The sequence below is a fragment of the Flavobacterium notoginsengisoli genome (genome assembly GCF_042686225.1).
Lineage (GTDB): Bacteria > Bacteroidota > Bacteroidia > Flavobacteriales > Flavobacteriaceae > Flavobacterium > Flavobacterium notoginsengisoli.
Map to the genome: position 1 here is coordinate 561766 of NZ_JBHUOT010000002.1, position 18712 is coordinate 580477.

At 33.9% G+C, this 18712-nt stretch carries 19 protein-coding genes and 4 tRNA genes; 8 read left to right on the forward strand and 15 right to left on the reverse strand.

Annotated features, from left to right (window positions below):
* Positions 1–158: 158 nt before the first annotated feature.
* From ACFS3A_RS07870 to ACFS3A_RS07885, 4 genes are all read right to left on the reverse strand, one after another.
* Entirely contained in the window at positions 159–998 is an 840-nt protein-coding gene (locus tag ACFS3A_RS07870) for a phytoene/squalene synthase family protein (RefSeq protein WP_179006459.1), read from the reverse strand.
* 4 nt (positions 999–1002) lie between these two features.
* Positions 1003–2469 carry a phytoene desaturase family protein gene (locus ACFS3A_RS07875; RefSeq protein WP_379824813.1) on the reverse strand — a complete coding sequence of 489 codons (1467 nt, stop codon included), beginning with the start codon at positions 2467–2469 and terminating at the stop codon, positions 1003–1005.
* Between the two features lie 39 nt (positions 2470–2508).
* Positions 2509–3408, reverse strand: a complete 900-nt coding sequence (locus ACFS3A_RS07880; protein ID WP_379824815.1) for a MerR family transcriptional regulator — start codon at positions 3406–3408, stop codon at positions 2509–2511.
* 211 nt (positions 3409–3619) lie between these two features.
* Positions 3620–4120 carry a tetratricopeptide repeat protein gene (locus ACFS3A_RS07885; protein WP_379824816.1) on the reverse strand — a complete coding sequence of 167 codons (501 nt, stop codon included), beginning with the start codon at positions 4118–4120 and terminating at the stop codon, positions 3620–3622.
* 170 nt (positions 4121–4290) lie between these two features.
* Between ACFS3A_RS07885 and ACFS3A_RS07890 the strand changes: the two genes are divergently transcribed.
* Positions 4291–4980, forward strand: a complete 690-nt coding sequence (locus ACFS3A_RS07890) for a hypothetical protein (RefSeq protein WP_379824817.1) — start codon at positions 4291–4293, stop codon at positions 4978–4980.
* A 90-nt stretch (positions 4981–5070) separates the two neighbouring features.
* On the opposite strand, the gene ACFS3A_RS07895 is transcribed toward ACFS3A_RS07890, so the two are convergent.
* From ACFS3A_RS07895 to ACFS3A_RS07920, 6 genes are all read right to left on the reverse strand, one after another.
* Entirely contained in the window at positions 5071–5475 is a 405-nt protein-coding gene (locus ACFS3A_RS07895) for a DUF5367 domain-containing protein (protein ID WP_379824818.1), read from the reverse strand.
* A 151-nt stretch (positions 5476–5626) separates the two neighbouring features.
* Positions 5627–5699 (reverse strand) — tRNA-Lys (locus tag ACFS3A_RS07900).
* Between the two features lie 183 nt (positions 5700–5882).
* Complete coding sequence (locus tag ACFS3A_RS07905; protein ID WP_379824820.1) at positions 5883–6284, reverse strand: helix-turn-helix domain-containing protein; 402 nt, start codon at positions 6282–6284, stop codon at positions 5883–5885.
* A 221-nt stretch (positions 6285–6505) separates the two neighbouring features.
* Positions 6506–6588: transfer RNA gene (locus ACFS3A_RS07910), tRNA-Leu, on the reverse strand.
* A gap of 44 nt (positions 6589–6632) precedes the next feature.
* Positions 6633–6705, reverse strand: a tRNA-Lys gene (locus ACFS3A_RS07915).
* Positions 6706–6745: 40 nt separating this feature from the next.
* A tRNA-Lys gene (locus ACFS3A_RS07920) sits at positions 6746–6818 on the reverse strand.
* A 126-nt stretch (positions 6819–6944) separates the two neighbouring features.
* Here ACFS3A_RS07920 and ACFS3A_RS07925 point away from each other — a divergent pair.
* Positions 6945–7463 carry a shikimate kinase gene (locus ACFS3A_RS07925; protein WP_379824821.1) on the forward strand — a complete coding sequence of 173 codons (519 nt, stop codon included), beginning with the start codon at positions 6945–6947 and terminating at the stop codon, positions 7461–7463.
* Here the strand turns inward: ACFS3A_RS07925 and ACFS3A_RS07930 are convergent.
* A complete protein-coding gene (locus ACFS3A_RS07930) occupies positions 7455–7955 on the reverse strand; it encodes a phosphoribosyltransferase domain-containing protein (RefSeq protein WP_379824823.1) in 501 nt (166 codons plus the stop codon). The genes ACFS3A_RS07925 and ACFS3A_RS07930 overlap by 9 nt on opposite strands.
* A gap of 128 nt (positions 7956–8083) precedes the next feature.
* Positions 8084–8473: an RNA-binding S4 domain-containing protein gene (locus ACFS3A_RS07935; protein WP_379824824.1), complete on the reverse strand. Its 390-nt coding sequence runs from the start codon at positions 8471–8473 to the stop codon at positions 8084–8086.
* Positions 8474–8552: 79 nt separating this feature from the next.
* Here ACFS3A_RS07935 and ACFS3A_RS07940 point away from each other — a divergent pair, with 79 nt between their 5' ends.
* Complete coding sequence (locus tag ACFS3A_RS07940; protein WP_379824825.1) at positions 8553–9650, forward strand: FKBP-type peptidyl-prolyl cis-trans isomerase; 1098 nt, start codon at positions 8553–8555, stop codon at positions 9648–9650.
* 184 nt (positions 9651–9834) lie between these two features.
* Here ACFS3A_RS07940 and ACFS3A_RS07945 read toward each other — a convergent pair whose 3' ends face one another.
* The 3 genes from ACFS3A_RS07945 to ACFS3A_RS07955 form a co-directional block, all read right to left on the reverse strand.
* Positions 9835–10788, reverse strand: coding sequence for a transketolase family protein (locus tag ACFS3A_RS07945; RefSeq protein ID WP_379824827.1), 954 nt, complete (start codon positions 10786–10788; stop codon positions 9835–9837).
* Between the two features lie 79 nt (positions 10789–10867).
* Positions 10868–11716: a transketolase gene (locus ACFS3A_RS07950; protein WP_379824828.1), complete on the reverse strand. Its 849-nt coding sequence runs from the start codon at positions 11714–11716 to the stop codon at positions 10868–10870.
* Between the two features lie 240 nt (positions 11717–11956).
* Positions 11957–12259, reverse strand: coding sequence for a hypothetical protein (locus ACFS3A_RS07955; protein ID WP_379824829.1), 303 nt, complete (start codon positions 12257–12259; stop codon positions 11957–11959).
* A 424-nt stretch (positions 12260–12683) separates the two neighbouring features.
* On the opposite strand from ACFS3A_RS07955, the gene tgt reads away from it, so the two are divergent.
* The 5 genes from tgt to dnaB all read left to right on the forward strand — a co-directional run bounded on the left by tgt (position 12684) and on the right by dnaB (position 18620).
* Positions 12684–13814: a tRNA guanosine(34) transglycosylase Tgt gene (gene tgt, locus ACFS3A_RS07960; protein WP_179006428.1), complete on the forward strand. Its 1131-nt coding sequence runs from the start codon at positions 12684–12686 to the stop codon at positions 13812–13814.
* An 89-nt stretch (positions 13815–13903) separates the two neighbouring features.
* Entirely contained in the window at positions 13904–14992 is a 1089-nt protein-coding gene (locus ACFS3A_RS07965; RefSeq protein ID WP_379824830.1) for an LptF/LptG family permease, read from the forward strand.
* Positions 14979–15869 (forward strand): DMT family transporter, encoded by an 891-nt coding sequence (locus ACFS3A_RS07970; RefSeq protein ID WP_379824831.1) that lies wholly within the window; start codon positions 14979–14981, stop codon positions 15867–15869. Before ACFS3A_RS07965 ends, ACFS3A_RS07970 begins: the two co-directional genes overlap by 14 nt.
* A gap of 112 nt (positions 15870–15981) precedes the next feature.
* Positions 15982–16935: an acetyl-CoA carboxylase carboxyltransferase subunit alpha gene (locus ACFS3A_RS07975; RefSeq protein ID WP_379824832.1), complete on the forward strand. Its 954-nt coding sequence runs from the start codon at positions 15982–15984 to the stop codon at positions 16933–16935.
* Between the two features lie 140 nt (positions 16936–17075).
* The gene (gene dnaB, locus ACFS3A_RS07980; protein WP_289662637.1) at positions 17076–18620 is read left to right on the forward strand and encodes a replicative DNA helicase; all 1545 of its coding nucleotides are present in this window, start codon (positions 17076–17078) and stop codon (positions 18618–18620) included.
* Positions 18621–18712: the final 92 nt, after the last annotated feature.

Sequence of the window (18712 nt, forward strand, 5' to 3'; positions counted from 1 at the left end):
TTATTAGTTTTTAAACACATAGAAACATAGATTTTATTTTTCTTGCAAGGAGAATATTGAAAGAAACTAGCTTCTAACACATAGCTATGTGTATTTATGCGAGTGAAACGCCTTTTCTAAGCTATGAAAACTATGTTTCTATGTGTTTTAAAAAAAAACTATACAAGCTTCAGCTTATAAGTCACAAAAGATTGCGCTAAAAGTCCCGCTTTAGTATAATTAGAAACCCGAATTCTCGAATTTCCAATTTCATGTGATGGCGTGTTTTTTAGTTTTTTGAGCAGTTTTTTATAATAAACATAAGCCGTATAAACACCAAATTTGGCTTCGATTGGCAATTTTACAATTCCCTGATAAGCATTGCGAAAATCTTCTTCAATCTCTTTGATGATTTGTTCTTTCGAATCTTCATTGAAATTGTTGAGGTTGATTCCCGGAAAATAAGCGCGGTTTAAAATCGTGCTGTCGTCTTTTAAATCTCTCAAAAAATTGACTTTCTGAAATGCTGATCCCAAACGCATGGCTTCTTCTTTTAACTGTTCGTATTTGTGTTCTTTCCCCGAAACAAAAACTTTCAAACACATTAAGCCCACAACATCGGCAGAACCGTAAATATAATCGGCATATTCTGTTTGGGTGTTGTATGTTGATTTAATCAGATCGAGTTTCATGCTTTTTAGAAACGCCTGAACGAGATCATCAGTGATATTGTATTCTTTGACAGTATGCTGAAAAGAGTTTAAAATAGGATTCAGGCTAATTCCTAATTCCATTGCTTTATAGTATTCTTTTTCGAAATCGTCAATCAAATATTCTTTTTCATAGTCGTGAAATGAATCTACGATTTCGTCGGCAAAACGAACAAATCCGTAAATGCTGTAAATGGCATCGCGTATACTTGGCGACAGCATTTTTACGGCAATCGAGAAAGAGGAGCTGTAGCTTTTGGTAACCAGCTTACTGCATTTGAAAGAAACGGCGTCGAATAGTGATTTCATTTTTTTACGATCTTAAAGATTTTTGAATTAATTCAGCGGCTAGTTTTCCAGAAATTAACGCAGGCGGAACACCTGGGCCGGGAACAGTTAATTGTCCTGTAAAATATAAGTTACGAACTTTTTTGCTTTTTAGTTTCGGTCGCAGAAAAGCCGTTTGTAATAAAGTATTGGCCATTCCGTAAGCATTTCCTTTGTAAGCGTTATAATCTGCTACAAAATCGTTTTTACAGAACGATTCCTTAAAGATAATGTTATTTCTAATTTCTTGTTGCGTAAGTTGTTCAAAACGAGTAATTATCTTTTCGAAATATTCTTCTCTAAGTTTTGCATTATCTTCAATTCCGGGTGCAAGCGGAATTAAGAAAAAACCGGTTTCCATTCCTTCAGGCGCGGCGGTTAAATCTGTTTTGGATGGAAAGTTAGCGTAGAATAAGGGAGATTCAGGCCATTTAGGATGATCATAAATATCAACGGCATGCTGGTTAAAATCAGTATCGAAGAATAAAGCGTGATGCGAAATGTTTTCGATTTTTTTGTTGAAACCAATGAAAAACAGGAGCGAAGAAGGCGCGAAGATCCGGCTTTCCCAATATTTATCAGAGTATACGCGATGCTCTTTTTCTAGTAAAGTTTCAGTATGCTGATAATCGGCGCCGCTTAAAATAATATCGGCTTTTATGATTTCATTATTGATTACAATTCCCGTTGCGGTTTTGCCTTCAACGATTATTTTTTCGATTGGGGAATTGGTTTTAATAGTTACGCCAAGTTCTAATGCCAGTTTTTCTAAACCACGAATAACATCAAACATTCCCGTTTTTGGATGCCAGGTTCCGAGACCGAAATCGGCGTAATTCATGAAATTGTAAAATGAAGGAGTTTTAGTGGGTTTTGCTCCGAGAAATAAAACGGGAAATTCAAGAATCTGAATTAGTTTTTCGTTTTTGAATTTCTTTCGAATATCAGCGCTGACATTGCCTAAAAACTGATTGAGTTTTAAAGCGGTTTCTTTTGTAATTAATTCCAACGGCGAAATTCCGGGACGATACACCAAATCTTTTATGGTAATATCATAATTGCTTTTGGCCTGATTGATAAAGGTTTCAAGCTTTTGACCGCTCCCTTTTTCAATTTCTTCAAATGTCGATTTAATTTCTTCTAAATTGTCATAAATACTGATAAAATCATTTATGCCAAAATAAACCCGATAAGCAGGATTTAGTTTTATGAGTTCGTAATAGTCAGAAGATTTTTTATTGAAATCCTGAAAGAAACGTTCAAAAACATCGGGCATCCAATACCAGCTTGGTCCCATATCAAAAGTAAAACCTTCTTTTTTGAATTGTCGGGCTCTTCCGCCAATGGTTGCATTTTTTTCATAAATGGTAACGTTGTTTCCTTGTTGGGCAAGATAACAAGCGGCGGCCAGGGAGGAAAAGCCAGATCCTATTATTTTGATTGTTTTTCTCATTTGTTTAACAAATATAGAAAAACTTTAAACAAAATAAAACTAGATCATGTTAATAGTTTCCTCCATCGAATCAAAAATGCGGATTCTGTCGTTTAAAAGTTTCTGGTCAATATGTTCGACCATTTTGCCCATAAGCCAGATTTCGTTGTTTTTTTGAAGGAGTTTCTGTCCCATCGATTTTACATATTGATTGATTACGCTTCGATCTGGCTGAACGGTCATGAAGGAAACAAACGTAATATTTTCAAAATGTCGGGTTAAATCCTGAAGATTTTCAATTGGCATGCTTTCGCCTAAATAAATAGTTTTGTAACCACGATCCAGAATTTCGTACTGTAAGTACAATAATCCGATTTGGTGAATTTCATTCAATGGAAGAGATAAAACAAAAATCCTGTTGGTTTTGGTTGGCTTTCTAATCTGGAGGCTTTCTGTGTAAATTAGAATTTTCTGTTTGATCAAATGACTCATGAAATGTTCATTTGCTGGTGTTATGGTTTCGGACTGCCATAACAATCCAAGTTCTTTTAAAAGAGGTAAAAAGTGTTCTTTGAAAACTTCTTTAAAAGTCTTTTCAGAAATAAGCCAATCGAATGTATTGAAGAACAATTCCTGATCAAAATTCATCATCGCCATTTTAAAAGAAGTAATGGCGTAGTTCTGAGAATTTTTCTTGGAAATTATTTCGCGTACCAACTGTGGTATCTTTTCATCTGGATACGTCGCTATTTTAGAAATCTTATAACCATATTCGTGCAGTAACGTTATGTTTAAAAGCTTCTGCAGATTTTGCAGATTGTAAAATCTTATGTTGGTATCCGTTCGCATTGGTTCAAGGATATTGTATCTCTTTTCCCAGATGCGTATGGTATGCGCTTTAATTCCAGATAAGTTCTCAAGATCTTTTATGCTGAAAACAGTTTTTATATTGTTTATCATTTTTCGCGATTAGGTCGACAAATGTAAAACAAAATCTAATATACAACCTTAAAAGCACATTAAAAAGATAGAAGATTAGAGGTTTATGTATTTAAAATATATTTTTTACCTAAAATCAGGTATTTTTTTCTTAGGAAATTTATTACTTTGATAATAAAACAAAAACAGCCTTCGAGTAAAATAACGAAGACTGTTTCTTTTTTAAACTTAATTATTTGCAATAATTTGCTTTGTTTTTTATAGCGCTTTGACTTCCTAGTTCGATTGCTTTATTAAAATCTTTGCAGGCATTTCTTTTATCTCCGCTATCATTGTAAGCTAAACCTCTTAGATTGTAAGCGATGTAATCCTTAGGATTTAAGCCTAATGATGATGTGCAATCCTCAATTGCTCCCTGATAATTTTTCAGTTTGTAATAGACATTAGCTCTGCCGGTAAAAGCATCTGAATTCATATTGTCTAATTCGATGGTTTTACTGAAATCAGCCTGAGCGCCTTTTAAATCGTTTAGTTTGTATTTTGCCACGCCTCTATTTTGGTAGGCTTCGGCAAATTTTGAATTCATGCTGATCGCTTTGGTGTAATCGGCTATGGCGCCTTTGGTGTTTCCGGCTTCAGCTTTTTTCATGGCTTTGTCAAAATAGCCAGTTGCAGATTGTGCCCAGATCGAGCAGGACATCATAATAAATGATGCTAATAGTAGGTTTTTCATAAAACTAATTTGGGATTAGTGAATAATTATTTCTCAACGAATTTATGAAAGTTTTTATTTTGTAAGAGAATTTCTTTTTTAAATTATGAGTAGAAAAATTTAAATGTTTGATGTAAAAGGAAATAGAAGGATGAATATATTATTTATACATTCGTCATAAAATTATTAAAATGGGATATTGGTGCAGCTTACATTTATTTGACGATAAGAAATTTTACAGTGAAGTAGTTCCAGAACTCAAAGGAGAAACTGGTGATTTGACTGAAGCTTGTCGGGAATTTTTGAAACATTATTTGGTTGGAGGTATTTCTCGTTTCACTGAGGAAAAAATTAATAGTCTTATTGAGGAGAATATTCAAAAAATTGTTTCCATCTCAAAGTCACTTGATGGGACTTTTAAAATTCATCATGAATTTCATGAAATTAAGGATTATGATGCTCAGATTCGTTTTATAGGAAAGCTCGAAGGGCATTATGAATTTTGCAAATTTCTGGAATATTATATTTTTAAGACTTGTGCCGATTATAATCCGCATTTAGGACTGGGCAAAGGCGGAGTATCCCGAAATTTTGATATTCCTATGAAAACTCTTTCTTGTAACATTATTGGAGAGCTTGATAATTGGAATGATTTTTTGTCTCAAGACAGAATGGGAATTGCAAATTGGATTACGCATGAAGATGTTGAGCTTCTATATCTTGATAAAGAAAATTTACATTTTGAAGACAATGAACGGGCAGAAACTTTCCTTGAATTGCTGGATATTGCATACAAGAACAAGCTTGGTTTTATTGTGGGAATTGATATGAGAGAGACACAGTTAGAATTGTTGTATGAAAATAAATTGTTAAAAATCTGATTTTTAGTTACTATGTTGTTTCCGTGTCTAAAGTAAAGATTTTAAAAGAAAATGAACTATAGAGTCTTTTTCGACAGTAACAAAAAAGTTTTATTCCAATCTATTTTTATTTTTTCTAAAAAGCCCAAAAAGTAAAACAACAGAATATGCAAACATTAGCCATGAAGCAAAAGTTTTGCTGTAGTTTTCAGGCATATTGAGAAATAACTTTTCAAAAAACTGTATGCATAATGTATCCAGTAGCATTCCTGGTAAAACCAGAGCGACTGCCGCTTTTATACTTTCAAGATTGTTTAGGTTAAATTTGTTAAAAACTGAGGTTGAGATGAAGCCTAATGCCGGTATAAGAATGATATACAATGCAATCATTATTAAGGGATTGTCAACTATAAAAAAATAGTGACCAGCAATTCTGAATAATATAGTGGCTGAAAACCACACTAAAAAACCAACAATAAAACTAATCAGAAGGTAATTTTCTTTATATGTCTTCATTGGGAATCAATAAATTGGTTGTTATATTGAATTGCAGATAATTTGTTTGTGATTTTCTGTAGTTCTGGTTTTAAACTTAAGTTTCTTGATTACAAATCTACAAATTACAAGGTATAAAAAAAGCAACTCCTAAGATGAGTTGCTTTTTTTGTGACCCGACTGGGGCTCGAACCCAGGACCCCATCATTAAAAGTGATGTGCTCTACCGACTGAGCTATCGAGTCTTTTGTTTTCTTCAATGAGGGTGCAAATATAAGTACTTTATTTAGTTTGCAAAGCCTTTTTGGGAAGGAATTTTAAATTAATTTCAATTGTTAGTGTAAGTGCTTACTTTGCAGTGGAATATATTTTGTTTTTTTTGTGATAATAAAGGCGCAGAATCAAAACTGCTGATTTTTCTGAATTATTTATTTGATTAGCTTTTCGAGTCTTTGCATCATCTCTTCTTTTTCTCTTAACATACGCTCATATAAAGCTATTTTTTCTTCGTGCAGTTGAATCAATTTGTCAATTGGATTGTTGTTGAAAGTTGGATTGTAATTCACTAAGCCTTGAGTGTCATGAAATGTATTGGAAATAATGTTTATTGCCTGTTCCTCGTTAAAGTTTCGAAAAGCTTCTACAGGAATTTTTAATACCGTTGAAATTTGTTTCAAAAGGTTGTCCTCAATTACATCTTTCTGCTCCAATAAAGAAATTTTCTTTTGACTCCAGTCTTCTCCTAAATCATAAGCCAATGCTTCTTGTTTTATGTTAAGCATTTCTCTAAAACGTTTTACGTTTCTTCCTTGATGTATTTTCTGTTCCATATTGAGTGTTTGTTTTTCAAAGGCTCAAATCAAAGATAAAGCCGTACAGGTTGAAAAAATCTGATTTTCAAAGATAAAAAAATATCCTGCAAATTATCTTTTTGTGAGATATTATGTCTGTTTTTGTATGCTGCAATGAAATTGTAGGGCAAAAGAAGGAAGGTGTAATAATAAAAAAAAGCGCAAGCCTCTGTATTTATAGGTTTGCGCTTTTTAATTTGTGACCATGGAGGGATTTGAACCCTCACGCCCTTACGAGCACCACCCCCTCAAGATGGCGAGTCTACCGTTTCTCCACATGGCCTAAAAATGAAAAAAGGTCGAGTAAAATAAATTACCCGACCTTTGTGACCCGACTGGGGCTCGAACCCAGGACCCCATCATTAAAAGTGATGTGCTCTACCGACTGAGCTATCGAGTCATTGCTTTCAAGAAATTTAATTTGTTCATCACAAAATTTGTGACCCGACTGGGGCTCGAACCCAGGACCCCATCATTAAAAGTGATGTGCTCTACCGACTGAGCTATCGAGTCATTTAATTTCTTGAATGCGGGTGCAAATATAAGGAGTTTATTTTGAAGTTTGCAAGCAATTTTATTATAAATTTGTCTTTTTTTTGGAAAAATTTCCAATTGCTTAGTTTATAAGGTTTTATTAGTATGAAGAAAATTGTATTGTTAGGTTATATGGGCTGCGGAAAGTCGACAATCGCCCAAAATTTGTCAAAAATCACAAATATTCCGTTCTTAGATTTGGACAAAATTATAGAAGAAAGAGCAAAAATGTCCATAAATGAGATTTTTGAGAAGCATGGAGAGATCTATTTTCGAAAATTGGAACATGAAATATTTGTTGAATTATTGCAATCTGAAGAAAATAATATTATTGGATTAGGAGGAGGGACTCCATGTTATGCTAATAATCATGAATTGCTAAAAGAAGAAAATGTTGATTCGATTTATTTAAAGGCATCAATTGATACTTTATATAATAGATTGGTATATAATAAGAGTAAGCGTCCTTTAATCGCGAATATGGACGAAGAAGAAATGAGAGAGTTTATCGCGAAACATTTATTCGACAGAAGTTTTTACTATAATCAAGCGAAACATAAAGTTGTGGTTGACAATAGATCTGTCGAAGAAACGGTTCAGGATATATTGCAGGTTTTAGCTTAAAGAAGCATAGTTTCCGTTTTCAGAGTCGAAAACAACCTGAACGTGTTCTAGTAATGAAGTAGAAAGAGAAATGCCCTTAAAGTCTGCCTTTACAGGGTATTTTTTATGGTTTCGGTCAACTAGTACTGCTGTTTTGAATTTTTTAAGCGGAACGTCTAAGAAATGACGAACAGCGTATATTAATGTAGTTCCGGAATTTAATACATCATCTACAAGAACTAGTCCCTTGTTTGAGTATTCTTCTGGACTCAATGAAGTTTGTATAACATCCTGCGGATTCTGTTTGTTTACTTTTACTTCACAGATGGAAACTTTTAAGGTAGAAATACTGCTTAAAGCCGAAGCTATTTTTTTAGCGAAAACATATCCGTTAGAAGCGATTCCGGCAATAACAACTTCTTCTTCGTCAACAAAAGTTTCGTAAATTTGATAAGCGATACGTTTTATTTTGTGTTCAACTTCCTGGTTAGTTAAGATGATGTTGCTACTCATGATTTAATTTTTTTGCTAATATAATTAATTTAAAGTCCAATGTGAAAAAATCAAATTCCAATACTGGCTTTTGATTTTATATTGTTTAGATTTTTTTCTAAGATTTTTGAAATTTGAAAAATAGAAGTTTACTCTGTTTCTTCCTCATCAAAAATTTCATTTCCATATTCATCAATATCTCTACGGTCTTTTTTAGTTGGTCTTCCGGTGCCACTCTTTCGGTAATGTTCTTTTGAAAGTTTTAAAAGTTCTAAATGTGCGTAGGCTTCCGGTGGTGTTTCATTTTTGCGATAGATATCGACTAATTTTGCGCCGACACGATTTTCGGGAATATCCAATACGGTTATTATCTGTGTAATTTGATCTTTTCTGAAGGTGATTCGGTCAGTAGGAAAAACTTCTTTGGATGGTTTTGCAACTTGCCCGTTGACAGTAATATGGTTCTTTTTACAGGCTTCAGTAACCATGTTTCTTGTTTTGTAATATCGAACGCACCATAAGTATTTATCTACTCTCATAATTTTTCTAAAATCCAAGTTAAATTCTTTACAAAAATAAATCAATATTGTATCTTGCGCACCTAAAAAAATCATAATAATGAATAAATTTAAATATTATTTTGTTTTATTACTTGCTGGTCTGGCTATCATTTCTTGTAGTAAAAAAGGTGATGATGATATAGAGGTTACACCTGTAAGAGATTATGCAGAGCAGTATAAAGCAGATAATGATTCGATTGAGAAATATTTAAAGAATAATTACATTAAAAGTGTTTCGGCAGATTTTGATATAACATTTGAGAAAATTACAGATCCTGCAACACAAGTTTCTATTTGGGATCAGCAGACTTATCCTTTACAGCACAGAGATGTATATAACCGTGACGTTAATTATAAAGTGTATTATTTGATATTAAGACAAGGTGCCGGTGAAGCACCATGTAATTTTGACAATATTAATGTAGCTTATAAAGGAAACCTTCTTAATGGAACTGAGTTTGATAACTCTTATGGATTAGGGCGAGACTTCAGTTTAGATGTTTATCAGGGGATTATTGATGGATGGGGAGAGATTATGCCAAAGTTTAAAACAGGAGTTCGTAGTGTGTCCTCTACAGACGGAGCTGTTAGTTATAGTAATTATGGGGCAGGAGTAATGTTTTTGCCTTCAGGATTGGGGTATTATGCAAATACTCAGGCGAATATACCAGCCTATTCTCCATTGGTTTTTAGCTTTAAATTATTCGGCTTAAGAAGAGTGGATAGTGAGTATAGTTTTAATGGTTCTGCAAATGTTATAGTTGGTGATGGTGTGCCAACATATCTGGAAGATGTAAACGGTGATGGTTATGTATATGATCATAGAGATAAGGTAAGATTTCCTAATATGCCGCCAGACTTAATTGATGATACCGATAAGGATGGAATTCCTGATTTTCTTGATTTTGATGATGATGGTGATGGTTATACTACAAGATTTGAGATTACAAAACCAACAGACGCTACATTTACAGGAATTAGTAAATATTATCCTTATGATCCTATTCCGGATAACCCTGATACGCCAAACGTAGATGAAAGTGAAACATGGGGTATTCCAGCAGTTTTGCCAGATGGAACAGTTGATTATACTACTCCGGGAAGATTAGGAAGATTAAGACTTCATGTAGATAAAGACCATCACGCTATTAAGTAATAAAAAATGGTGATATAAAATTAAAAACCTCGAAAAAGTTATTTTCGAGGTTTTTTTTATGTGTAAATAAAAGAGATTTAATTTTATCCTTGTCTTTTGAAGTTGTTTGTTGTGTAAAGGGGAAAAAGAAAACCCTCGAAATTAATATTTCGAGGGTTTTTTATAAAGTAAGAAAATCTAAAAATTATTTTCTTTTAATAACTCTTTCTACAGCTTCAACAATTGCCTGATTGTTCAATTTGTATTTTTCCATTAATTGCTCCGGAGTTCCGGATTCACCAAAACTATCTTTTACAGCAACAAATTCTTGTGGAGCCGGATTGTTTAAGGCTAATACTCCTGAAACGCTTTCTCCAAGACCTCCAAGGTAATTGTGTTCTTCTGCTGTTACAACACATTTAGTTTTAGCAATTGATTTTAAGATAGCTTCTTCGTCAAGTGGTTTAATAGTGTGAATGTTGATTACTTCAGCAGAGATTCCTTTTTCTTCTAATTTTTCAGCAGCGATAAGCGCTTCCCAAACTAAGTGACCTGTTGCAATAATAGTAACATCAGTTCCTTCGTTTAACATGATTGCTTTCCCAATTACGAATGGTTCGTCAGCAGGAGTGAAGTTAGCTACAACCGGACGTCCGAAACGTAAATAAGCCGGGCCATGGTGATCTGCTAGTGCTAAAGTTGCGGCTTTAGTTTGGTTGTAATCGCAAGTATTGATTACTGTCATTCCAGGCAACATTTTCATTAATCCGATGTCTTCTAAGATTTGGTGAGTTGCACCGTCTTCTCCTAAAGTTAAACCAGCGTGAGAAGCACAGATTTTTACGTTTTTGTCTGAATAAGCAACAGATTGACGAATTTGATCGTAAACTCTTCCTGTAGAGAAGTTAGCGAAAGTTCCTGTAAAAGGAATTTTTCCTCCAATTGTTAAACCTGCAGCAATTCCGATCATGTTAGCTTCAGCGATTCCGATTTGGAAAAAACGTTCTGGATGATTCTTTTTGAATTCATCAAATTTTAATGATCCAATTAAGTCAGCACATAATGCTACAACATTTTCATTTTTTTGACCTAGTTCAGTCATTCCCGCTCCAAAACCGGAACGAGTATCTTTACTTCCTGTATTTTCGTATTTTTTCATTTTATTTCTTTTGAGATGTTGGGTCTCTGATAGTTTTAGTTTCTAAACTGAAAACTATATACTGAGACTGAACACTTTTTTAATAGTCTGCTAAAGTTGAAATGTTTTGAGCTAAAGCACTAGCTAATTGATCGTTGTTTGGTGCTTTACCGTGCCAAGCGTGAGTGTGCATCATGAAGTCTACACCATTACCCATTTCTGTATGTAATAAGATGCAAACTGGTTTTCCTTTTCCTGTTCTTGATTTAGCATCAGTTAAACCAGCAAGAATAGCATCAATATTATTTCCTTCTTCAATATCTAAAACATCCCAGCCAAAAGCTTCAAATTTAGCGCGAATACTTCCCATTGGAAGAACTTCGTCTGTAGTTCCATCAATTTGTTTACCGTTAAGGTCAATTGTCGCGATGATATTGTCTACTTTTTTAGCAGAAGCATACATAATAGCTTCCCAGTTTTGGCCTTCTTGTAATTCTCCGTCTCCGTGTAAGCTATATACAATATGATTGTCTTTGTTTAATTTTTTAGCTTGAGCTGCTCCAAGAGCTACAGATAAACCTTGTCCTAATGAACCAGATGCAATACGAACTCCAGGTAAACCTTCGTGAGTTGTTGGGTGTCCTTGTAAACGAGAGTCTAATAATCTGAATGTCGCTAATTCTGAAACCGGAAAATAACCGCTTCTTGCTAATACGCTATAGAATACAGGTGAGATGTGTCCGTTTGAAAGAAAAAATAAATCTTCTCCAATTCCGTCCATATCAAAACCTTCTTTGCGGTCCATAATATTTTGATATAGTGTTACCAAAAATTCAGTACAACCTAATGAACCACCTGGGTGTCCAGAGTTTACAGCATGTACCATTCTAAGAATATCTCTTCTTACTTGGATCGTTAAATCGCTTAATTGTTGTGTGTTAGGCTTCATTTTATATGTAAAATTTTAAACTGAAGCAAAAGTAACGGATATTTTGTGGGGAGACAAATGATTTTCTGCTTTAGTTGGTTCCAATTGTTAAATTTTTTTGTTCTTTTTTCATTAAAATCGGAAGAAAAGCAAAAATATGATAATTGTATATAAAAGTTTTGCCACTGATTATACGGATATAATGATTTTAAAATCTATTAAATCGGTATAATCAGTGGCAAAAAAAGATCAGACAAACCGTTAGTTTGTGTCGCTTTCGCTGTAGTAATTATTTTCTTCGTCTTCAGAACCAATATCTTCTTGTGTGTCATCTAGCTCAGAACCAGGTACATCTAAATCATTTCCTATTTTGTCACTGTTTTGTTTCCATTCGTGATTGTCATTGTTAACTATTCTTTCTCCGGAAATATCTTGAGGATCAATGTCTTCTAGTCTTTCTTCCTGATTGTAAATATCTTCATTTGCCGGATAATCCATGTTTTCAAGGTTTTTTTCAATTTGATCGTCCTTGATGTCATCTAATTTATCTTCTGAGTTTATCATGATTTCTAAAATTTTAGTTGAATATTAAAATTACGAAAGAAATGAATGAGTTTGTTATACTTTACTAATAGGATTGTTGCAGTTTTTACATTCTCTCTTAATAGATGAATTTTCTTGGAAAACTGTTTGCGTTAGAGATTACTTCACAATATTTTATTTTTTATTGGAGTTCAGTGAACTTCGTTTGAAGCGACATCTCCCGATTTAGAAAAACAAGGCTTTTTAGTCGTAGTTTTTGTTAATCGGGAAAATAGCGGATCCCTCCAGATAGTTATCGGGATTGGGAAACGCCTGAATAAGTTTAATTTCAAAAGCGAAAATGAAGCATTAAGAAAACATTAGCTAATTTTCTAATTCACAAATTATCTAATTAATTAAATTTCCCTGAAATTAACTTATCTTTGCCGACTGAAAAAAGAAACAAATGAAGTTCGATTTATTACAAAAAGATCCGCAGTCTAAAGCAAGAGCGGGAAGTATAACTACTGATCACGGCGTAATTGAAACGCCTATTTTTATGCCGGTTGGAACGGTTGCATCTGTGAAAGGGGTGCACCAGCGTGAGCTTAAAGAAGAAATAAACCCGGATATCATTCTTGGAAATACCTACCATTTATATTTGCGTCCGCAGACTGAAATTTTGGAAAAAGCAGGCGGATTGCATAAATTCATGAACTGGGATCGTAATATTTTGACCGATTCCGGAGGATATCAGGTATATTCTCTTTCTTCAAACAGAAAAATTAAAGAAGAAGGGGTGAAGTTCAAATCACATATTGATGGTTCTTATCACTTTTTTACTCCTGAAAATGTAATGGAAATCCAGCGTACCATTGGAGCCGATATTATTATGGCTTTTGATGAATGTACGCCTTATCCTTGCGATTACAGATATGCGCAGCGTTCGATGCACATGACACACCGTTGGTTGGATCGTTGTATTAATCATTTGGAAAAGGTACCTTATAAATACGGTTACGAACAAACCTTTTTTCCAATTGTTCAAGGAAGTACTTATAAAGATTTACGTCGTCAGTCGGCTGAATATATTGCTAATTCCGGACAACAAGGAAATGCAATTGGTGGACTTTCGGTTGGTGAGCCTGCAGAAGAAATGTATGCCATGACAGAAGTGGTTTGTGAAATTCTTCCTGAAGACAAACCTCGTTACTTAATGGGAGTTGGAACTCCAATAAATATTCTGGAAAATATTGCGTTAGGAATTGATATGTTCGACTGTGTTATGCCAACGCGTAATGCCAGAAACGGAATGCTGTTTACAGCAAACGGAACAATCAATATCAAAAACAAAAAATGGGAAGCAGATTTTTCTCCAATCGACGAAATGGCACACACTTTTGTAGATACAGAATACTCTAAAGCTTATCTGCGTCACTTATTCGCTGCAAATGAATATTTAGGAAAACAAATTGCCACAATTCATAATCTTGGATTCTATATGTGGTTGGTTCGTGAAGCAAGAAAACATATCTTAGCCGGAGATTTTAGACCATGGAAAGAAATGATGGTTAAAAATATGAGTCAGCGTCTTTAAGGGTTTAAAGTTTCAAGTTACAGGTTTCAAGTTCACTAGAATCCGAAAACTTGAAACCTGAAACTAAAAAACTTGATACAAAAAACTATATGCTTACAATAATAGATAAATACATCTTAAAAAGATATCTGGGGACTTTCTCTGTGATGTTGCTTTTATTTGCGCCAATCGGAATCGTTATTGACGTTTCTGAAAAAGTGAATAAGATGCTCGAAAACAAGATTCCGTTTATGGATATTGCTTTCTATTATTACAATTTTACAATCTATTTTATTAATTCTCTTTTTCCGATATTTTTGTTTTTATCGGTGATATGGTTTACTTCAAAACTGGCTAATAATACAGAAATTATTGCTATTTTGAGTTCAGGAATTTCTTTTACACGCTTTTTGCGTCCTTATATTATAGGCGCTACTATTGTTTCGGTTTTTGTTTTGTTAATGGGATTTTTCATTGTTCCGGCAGCAAGTGAAGGTTATAATAATTTTAGATATACGTATTTAAAAGGAAATGGAAAGGAACTCATGCGGGGGGAAAATACGAACGTTTACAGACAAATTAACGATCACGATTTTATCTTTGTAAATAGCTTTAATGAAGAATCTAAAACAGCTTTTAATTTTACTTTAGAACATTTCGAAAAAGAAAAACTAACCTATAAAATTACTGCAAGCCGTATAAAATGGGATCCTAAGAAAAAAATCTACATTTTATACGATTACACCAAAAGAACGCTTGGAGAATTAAATGATGTAATTGATAAGTCTCCGGAAAAAAATGTGGCTTTTAAGTTTGAACTTGCCGATTTGACTCCTGTTGTCTACATTGCAGAAACATTGACTTTAGGAAAGCTAATTGATTTTATTGAAAAAGAAAGAAAAAGAGGTTCCGGAAATATTAATACTTATCTGGTTGTTCTTTATAAAAAGTACAGCGTTCCGGTTTCGGCTTTTATTTTGACTATTATCGCTGTTGCAGTTTCTTCTATGAAACGACGCGGTGGAATGGGAACGAATCTGGCAATTGGTATTGCAATTGCTTTCTCATTTGTATTCTTTGATAAAATTTTTGGTACACTAGCCGAAAAATCTACTTTCTCACCTTTATTAGCTGTTTGGTTCCCGAATATAGTTTTCGGAATTTTAGCAGTTTACTTATTACGTAATGCGAAACGATAATTTAAAAAGTTATTTAAATCTTCACTTAATTGTTTTTATCTGGGGGTTTACAGCCATTTTGGGCGCTTTAATAACTATTGATGCCAATAATTTGGTTTGGTTTAGAATGCTTATTGCTATGATTTTTTTAGGAGGCTTTATTGCTTATAAAAAGCAATCGTTTCAGGTTCCTGTAAAAGAACTTTTTAAACTGATTTTTGTTGGCTTATTAATTGCATTGCACTGGATTTTCTTTTTTAAAGCCATTCATGTTTCCAATGTCTCGATTACACTTTCTATATTTTCATTAGGAGCTTTTTTTGCATCTTTATTAGAACCTTTGTTTTATGGTCGTAAAGTTCTTTGGTATGAAGTTCTTTTTGGTCTTGTAATTATTGCAGGTTTAGGTCTGATTCTTCAGGTGGAAATTAAATATCTTACTGGAGTTTATTATGCTTTAGCGGCAATCATTCTAGGAGTTTTGTTTACCTTAATGAATGGGAAACTAATTTCAGATCATGAACCGTCTGTAATTACTTTTTATGAATTTGGTGCGGGAGTTTTCTTTATTTCAGTTTATTTTTTGTTTCAGGGAAAATTTACTGTAGATTTCTTTACGATGTCTTTAAATAACTGGGTTTTATTGCTCGTTCTGTCATCTGTCTGCACTGCTTATGCTTTTACGGCTTCGGTAAAAGTAATGCAAAAATTAACGCCCTATACTGTAATGTTAACCACTAATTTAGAGCCGGTTTACGGAATTGTGTTGGCTTATTTTATATTAGGTGGTAAAGAAAAAATGAGTATTGAATTTTATATCGGAGCAGTCATAATTATCATAACAGTTATCCTGAATGGTGTTTTTAAACATTATCAGAATAAGAAAGAAAACTTGTAATAGTTTACTTATTATTAGATTGCATTTTTATACTTTAAATAACAATTAACTTCGCCAATGATATAATATTTTTATATTTGCGGTTCGATTTACAAACAAAATTCAAAAATCCATGGAATATTTAGATTTTGAGCTTCCAATTAAAGAACTTGAAGAACAGTTAGAAAAGTGCGTTATTATTGGGAAAGAATCTGATGTTGATGTAACACCTACCTGCACGGAAATCAACAAGAAATTAGTAGAAACCAAGAAAGAAATATATAAAAATCTTACCGCTTGGCAGCGTGTACAATTGTCAAGACACCCAAATAGACCTTACACTTTAGACTACATTAAAGCAATTTGCGGGGATACTTTTTTAGAACTTCATGGAGACAGAGGTTTTAAAGATGATAAAGCAATGATTGGTGGTCTTGGTAAAATAAACGGGCAGTCATTTATGATTGTTGGACAGCAAAAAGGTTTTAATACCAAAACGCGTCAGTATCGTAATTTTGGTATGGCAAATCCCGAAGGATACCGTAAAGCTTTGCGTTTGATGAAAATGGCAGAAAAATTCGGAATTCCGGTTTTGACTTTGGTAGATACTCCGGGTGCATATCCTGGATTAGAAGCAGAAGAAAGAGGACAAGGCGAAGCTATTGCAAGAAATATTTTTGAAATGGTTCGTCTTCAAGTACCAATTATTACTATTATTGTTGGTGAAGGTGCTTCTGGTGGAGCTTTAGGAATTGGTGTTGGAGATCGTGTTTACATGTTAGAGAATACATGGTACTCTGTAATTTCTCCGGAATCCTGCTCTTCTATTTTATGGAAAAGCTGGGAATACAAAGAACGTGCGGCAGAAGCTTTAAAATTGACTTCTTCTGATATGAAAAAACAAAAATTAGTAGATGATGTAATTCCGGAACCACTTGGAGGAGCGCACTATGACCGCGAAACAACTTTTAAAACAGTTGCAGAATACATCACTAAAGGATATAATGAATTGAAAGACTTATCAACAGCCGACTTAATTGCCCAAAGAATGGACAAATACAGTAATATGGGCGAGTATAAAGAGTAAATTCATAAAAAGAGACTTAAAATCCGAAGCCTTACAGTTTCGGATTTTTTTTTGGTTATGAACAAATCAGGATTATTTATAAACAATTAATAGTTATAACTCGATAGCAGTTTTTTTTTAAATTTTGCTACTTTCGCTATATGGAAAATTTCAAAAACTTAAGCCCTGTAAAGGTCGACAAAACCACCATTATCAACTTAGAAAAAGGGAAGTTGCCGCCGCAAGCTCTTGATTTGGAGGAGGCTGTGTTAGGTGCAATGATGATTGATAAAAAAGGGGTAGATGACGTAATTGATATTTTACAGGCAGAAGCTTTTTATAAAGACGCGCACAAACATATTTTTGAAGCGATTTTACAACTTTTTACAGAAACGCAGCCAATTGATATCTTAACAGTTTCGACTCAGTTAAAGAAAAACGGAAAATTGGATTTAGCGGGTGGAGATTTTTATTTGATTCAGCTTACGCAGAAAATTGCTTCTTCGGCGCATATCGAATTTCACTCTCGTATCATTCTTCAAAAATTTATTCAAAGAAGTTTGATTAGAATTTCTTCAGAAATTATTGAAGCATCCTATGATGAAAGTGCAGACGTTTTTGATTTATTGGATCAAGCTGAATCTAAATTGTACGAAGTTACACAAGGAAATATCAAGCGTAGTTCTGAAACCGCACAAAGTTTAGTTTTACAAGCTAAAAAGAAAATTGAAGAGATTTCTAAAAAAGAAGGATTAAGTGGTGTAGAAACTGGTTTTCATAACCTGGATAAACTAACGTCCGGATGGCAACCGAGTGATTTAATTATTATCGCGGCCAGACCAGCGATGGGAAAGACGGCATTCGTGCTTTCTATGGCCAGAAATATTGCCATTCAATATGGGCATGGAGTAGCTTTGTTCTCTCTGGAGATGGCATCTGTTCAGTTAATTACGAGGCTTATTTCTTCTGAAACAGGATTGTCATCAGAAAAATTGCGTACAGGAAAATTAGAGGCTCATGAATGGACAATGCTGAGTACTAAAGTAAAAGATTTAGAGAAAGCACCTTTGTTTATTGATGATACACCTTCACTTTCTATTTTCGATTTAAGAGCAAAATGTCGTCGTTTAGCGTCGCAGCATGGTATTAAAATTATCATTATTGATTATTTGCAGTTGATGACTGCAGGAGGAAATGCTAAAGGAGGAGGAAATCGTGAGCAGGAAATTTCTACAATTTCCCGAAACTTAAAAGCTTTGGCAAAAGAACTTAACGTTCCGGTTATTGCACTTTCTCAGTTGTCGCGTGCTGTAGAAACACGTGGTTCTAGTAAACGTCCTTTACTGTCGGATCTTCGTGAATCTGGAGCAATTGAGCAGGATGCTGATATCGTTTCGTTTTTATACCGACCAGAATATTATAAAATTGAGGAATGGGATGATGAAGAGGCTTCGCCAACTGCTGGTCAGGCTGAAATTATGATCGCAAAACACCGTAATGGTGGTATTGAAAACATTCGTCTGAAATTTTTAGGACACTTAGGGAAATTTGATAACCTTGATGAATTTTCGGGTAGTTATGACGATTTGCCATCAAAAATGAATCATGACGATAGCCCGTTTGTTACAAATAACCTTCCTTCAGCCAATGAAGCATTTGGCAGTAATTTGAATGACGATGACGATGACAGCGATGTCCCATTTTAATAAATTGTAAAAGCCTTATTTTTTAAGGCTTTTTTTTTGTTTTTGTGCTAATTTTCTAATTAAAATCAGTAGTTTAGCGAGACCATTAAGAG

Coding starts and splice junctions, on each gene's coding strand:
- ACFS3A_RS07935 (WP_379824824.1), bottom strand. CDS start 8,473: ATGAGAGTAGATAAATACTTATGGTGCGTTCGATATTACAAAACAAGA.
- ACFS3A_RS07955 (WP_379824829.1), bottom strand. CDS start 12,259: ATGATAAACTCAGAAGATAAATTAGATGACATCAAGGACGATCAAATT.
- ACFS3A_RS07880 (WP_379824815.1), bottom strand. CDS start 3,408: ATGATAAACAATATAAAAACTGTTTTCAGCATAAAAGATCTTGAGAAC.
- ACFS3A_RS07875 (WP_379824813.1), bottom strand. CDS start 2,469: ATGAGAAAAACAATCAAAATAATAGGATCTGGCTTTTCCTCCCTGGCC.
- ACFS3A_RS07970 (WP_379824831.1), top strand. CDS start 14,979: ATGCGAAACGATAATTTAAAAAGTTATTTAAATCTTCACTTAATTGTT.
- ACFS3A_RS07905 (WP_379824820.1), bottom strand. CDS start 6,284: ATGGAACAGAAAATACATCAAGGAAGAAACGTAAAACGTTTTAGAGAA.
- ACFS3A_RS07890 (WP_379824817.1), top strand. CDS start 4,291: ATGGGATATTGGTGCAGCTTACATTTATTTGACGATAAGAAATTTTAC.
- ACFS3A_RS07870 (WP_179006459.1), bottom strand. CDS start 998: ATGAAATCACTATTCGACGCCGTTTCTTTCAAATGCAGTAAGCTGGTT.
- ACFS3A_RS07885 (WP_379824816.1), bottom strand. CDS start 4,120: ATGAAAAACCTACTATTAGCATCATTTATTATGATGTCCTGCTCGATC.
- ACFS3A_RS07950 (WP_379824828.1), bottom strand. CDS start 11,716: ATGAAGCCTAACACACAACAATTAAGCGATTTAACGATCCAAGTAAGA.
- ACFS3A_RS07940 (WP_379824825.1), top strand. CDS start 8,553: ATGAATAAATTTAAATATTATTTTGTTTTATTACTTGCTGGTCTGGCT.
- ACFS3A_RS07975 (WP_379824832.1), top strand. CDS start 15,982: ATGGAATATTTAGATTTTGAGCTTCCAATTAAAGAACTTGAAGAACAG.
- ACFS3A_RS07895 (WP_379824818.1), bottom strand. CDS start 5,475: ATGAAGACATATAAAGAAAATTACCTTCTGATTAGTTTTATTGTTGGT.
- tgt (WP_179006428.1), top strand. CDS start 12,684: ATGAAGTTCGATTTATTACAAAAAGATCCGCAGTCTAAAGCAAGAGCG.
- ACFS3A_RS07965 (WP_379824830.1), top strand. CDS start 13,904: ATGCTTACAATAATAGATAAATACATCTTAAAAAGATATCTGGGGACT.
- ACFS3A_RS07925 (WP_379824821.1), top strand. CDS start 6,945: ATGAAGAAAATTGTATTGTTAGGTTATATGGGCTGCGGAAAGTCGACA.
- ACFS3A_RS07945 (WP_379824827.1), bottom strand. CDS start 10,788: ATGAAAAAATACGAAAATACAGGAAGTAAAGATACTCGTTCCGGTTTT.
- dnaB (WP_289662637.1), top strand. CDS start 17,076: ATGGAAAATTTCAAAAACTTAAGCCCTGTAAAGGTCGACAAAACCACC.
- ACFS3A_RS07930 (WP_379824823.1), bottom strand. CDS start 7,955: ATGAGTAGCAACATCATCTTAACTAACCAGGAAGTTGAACACAAAATA.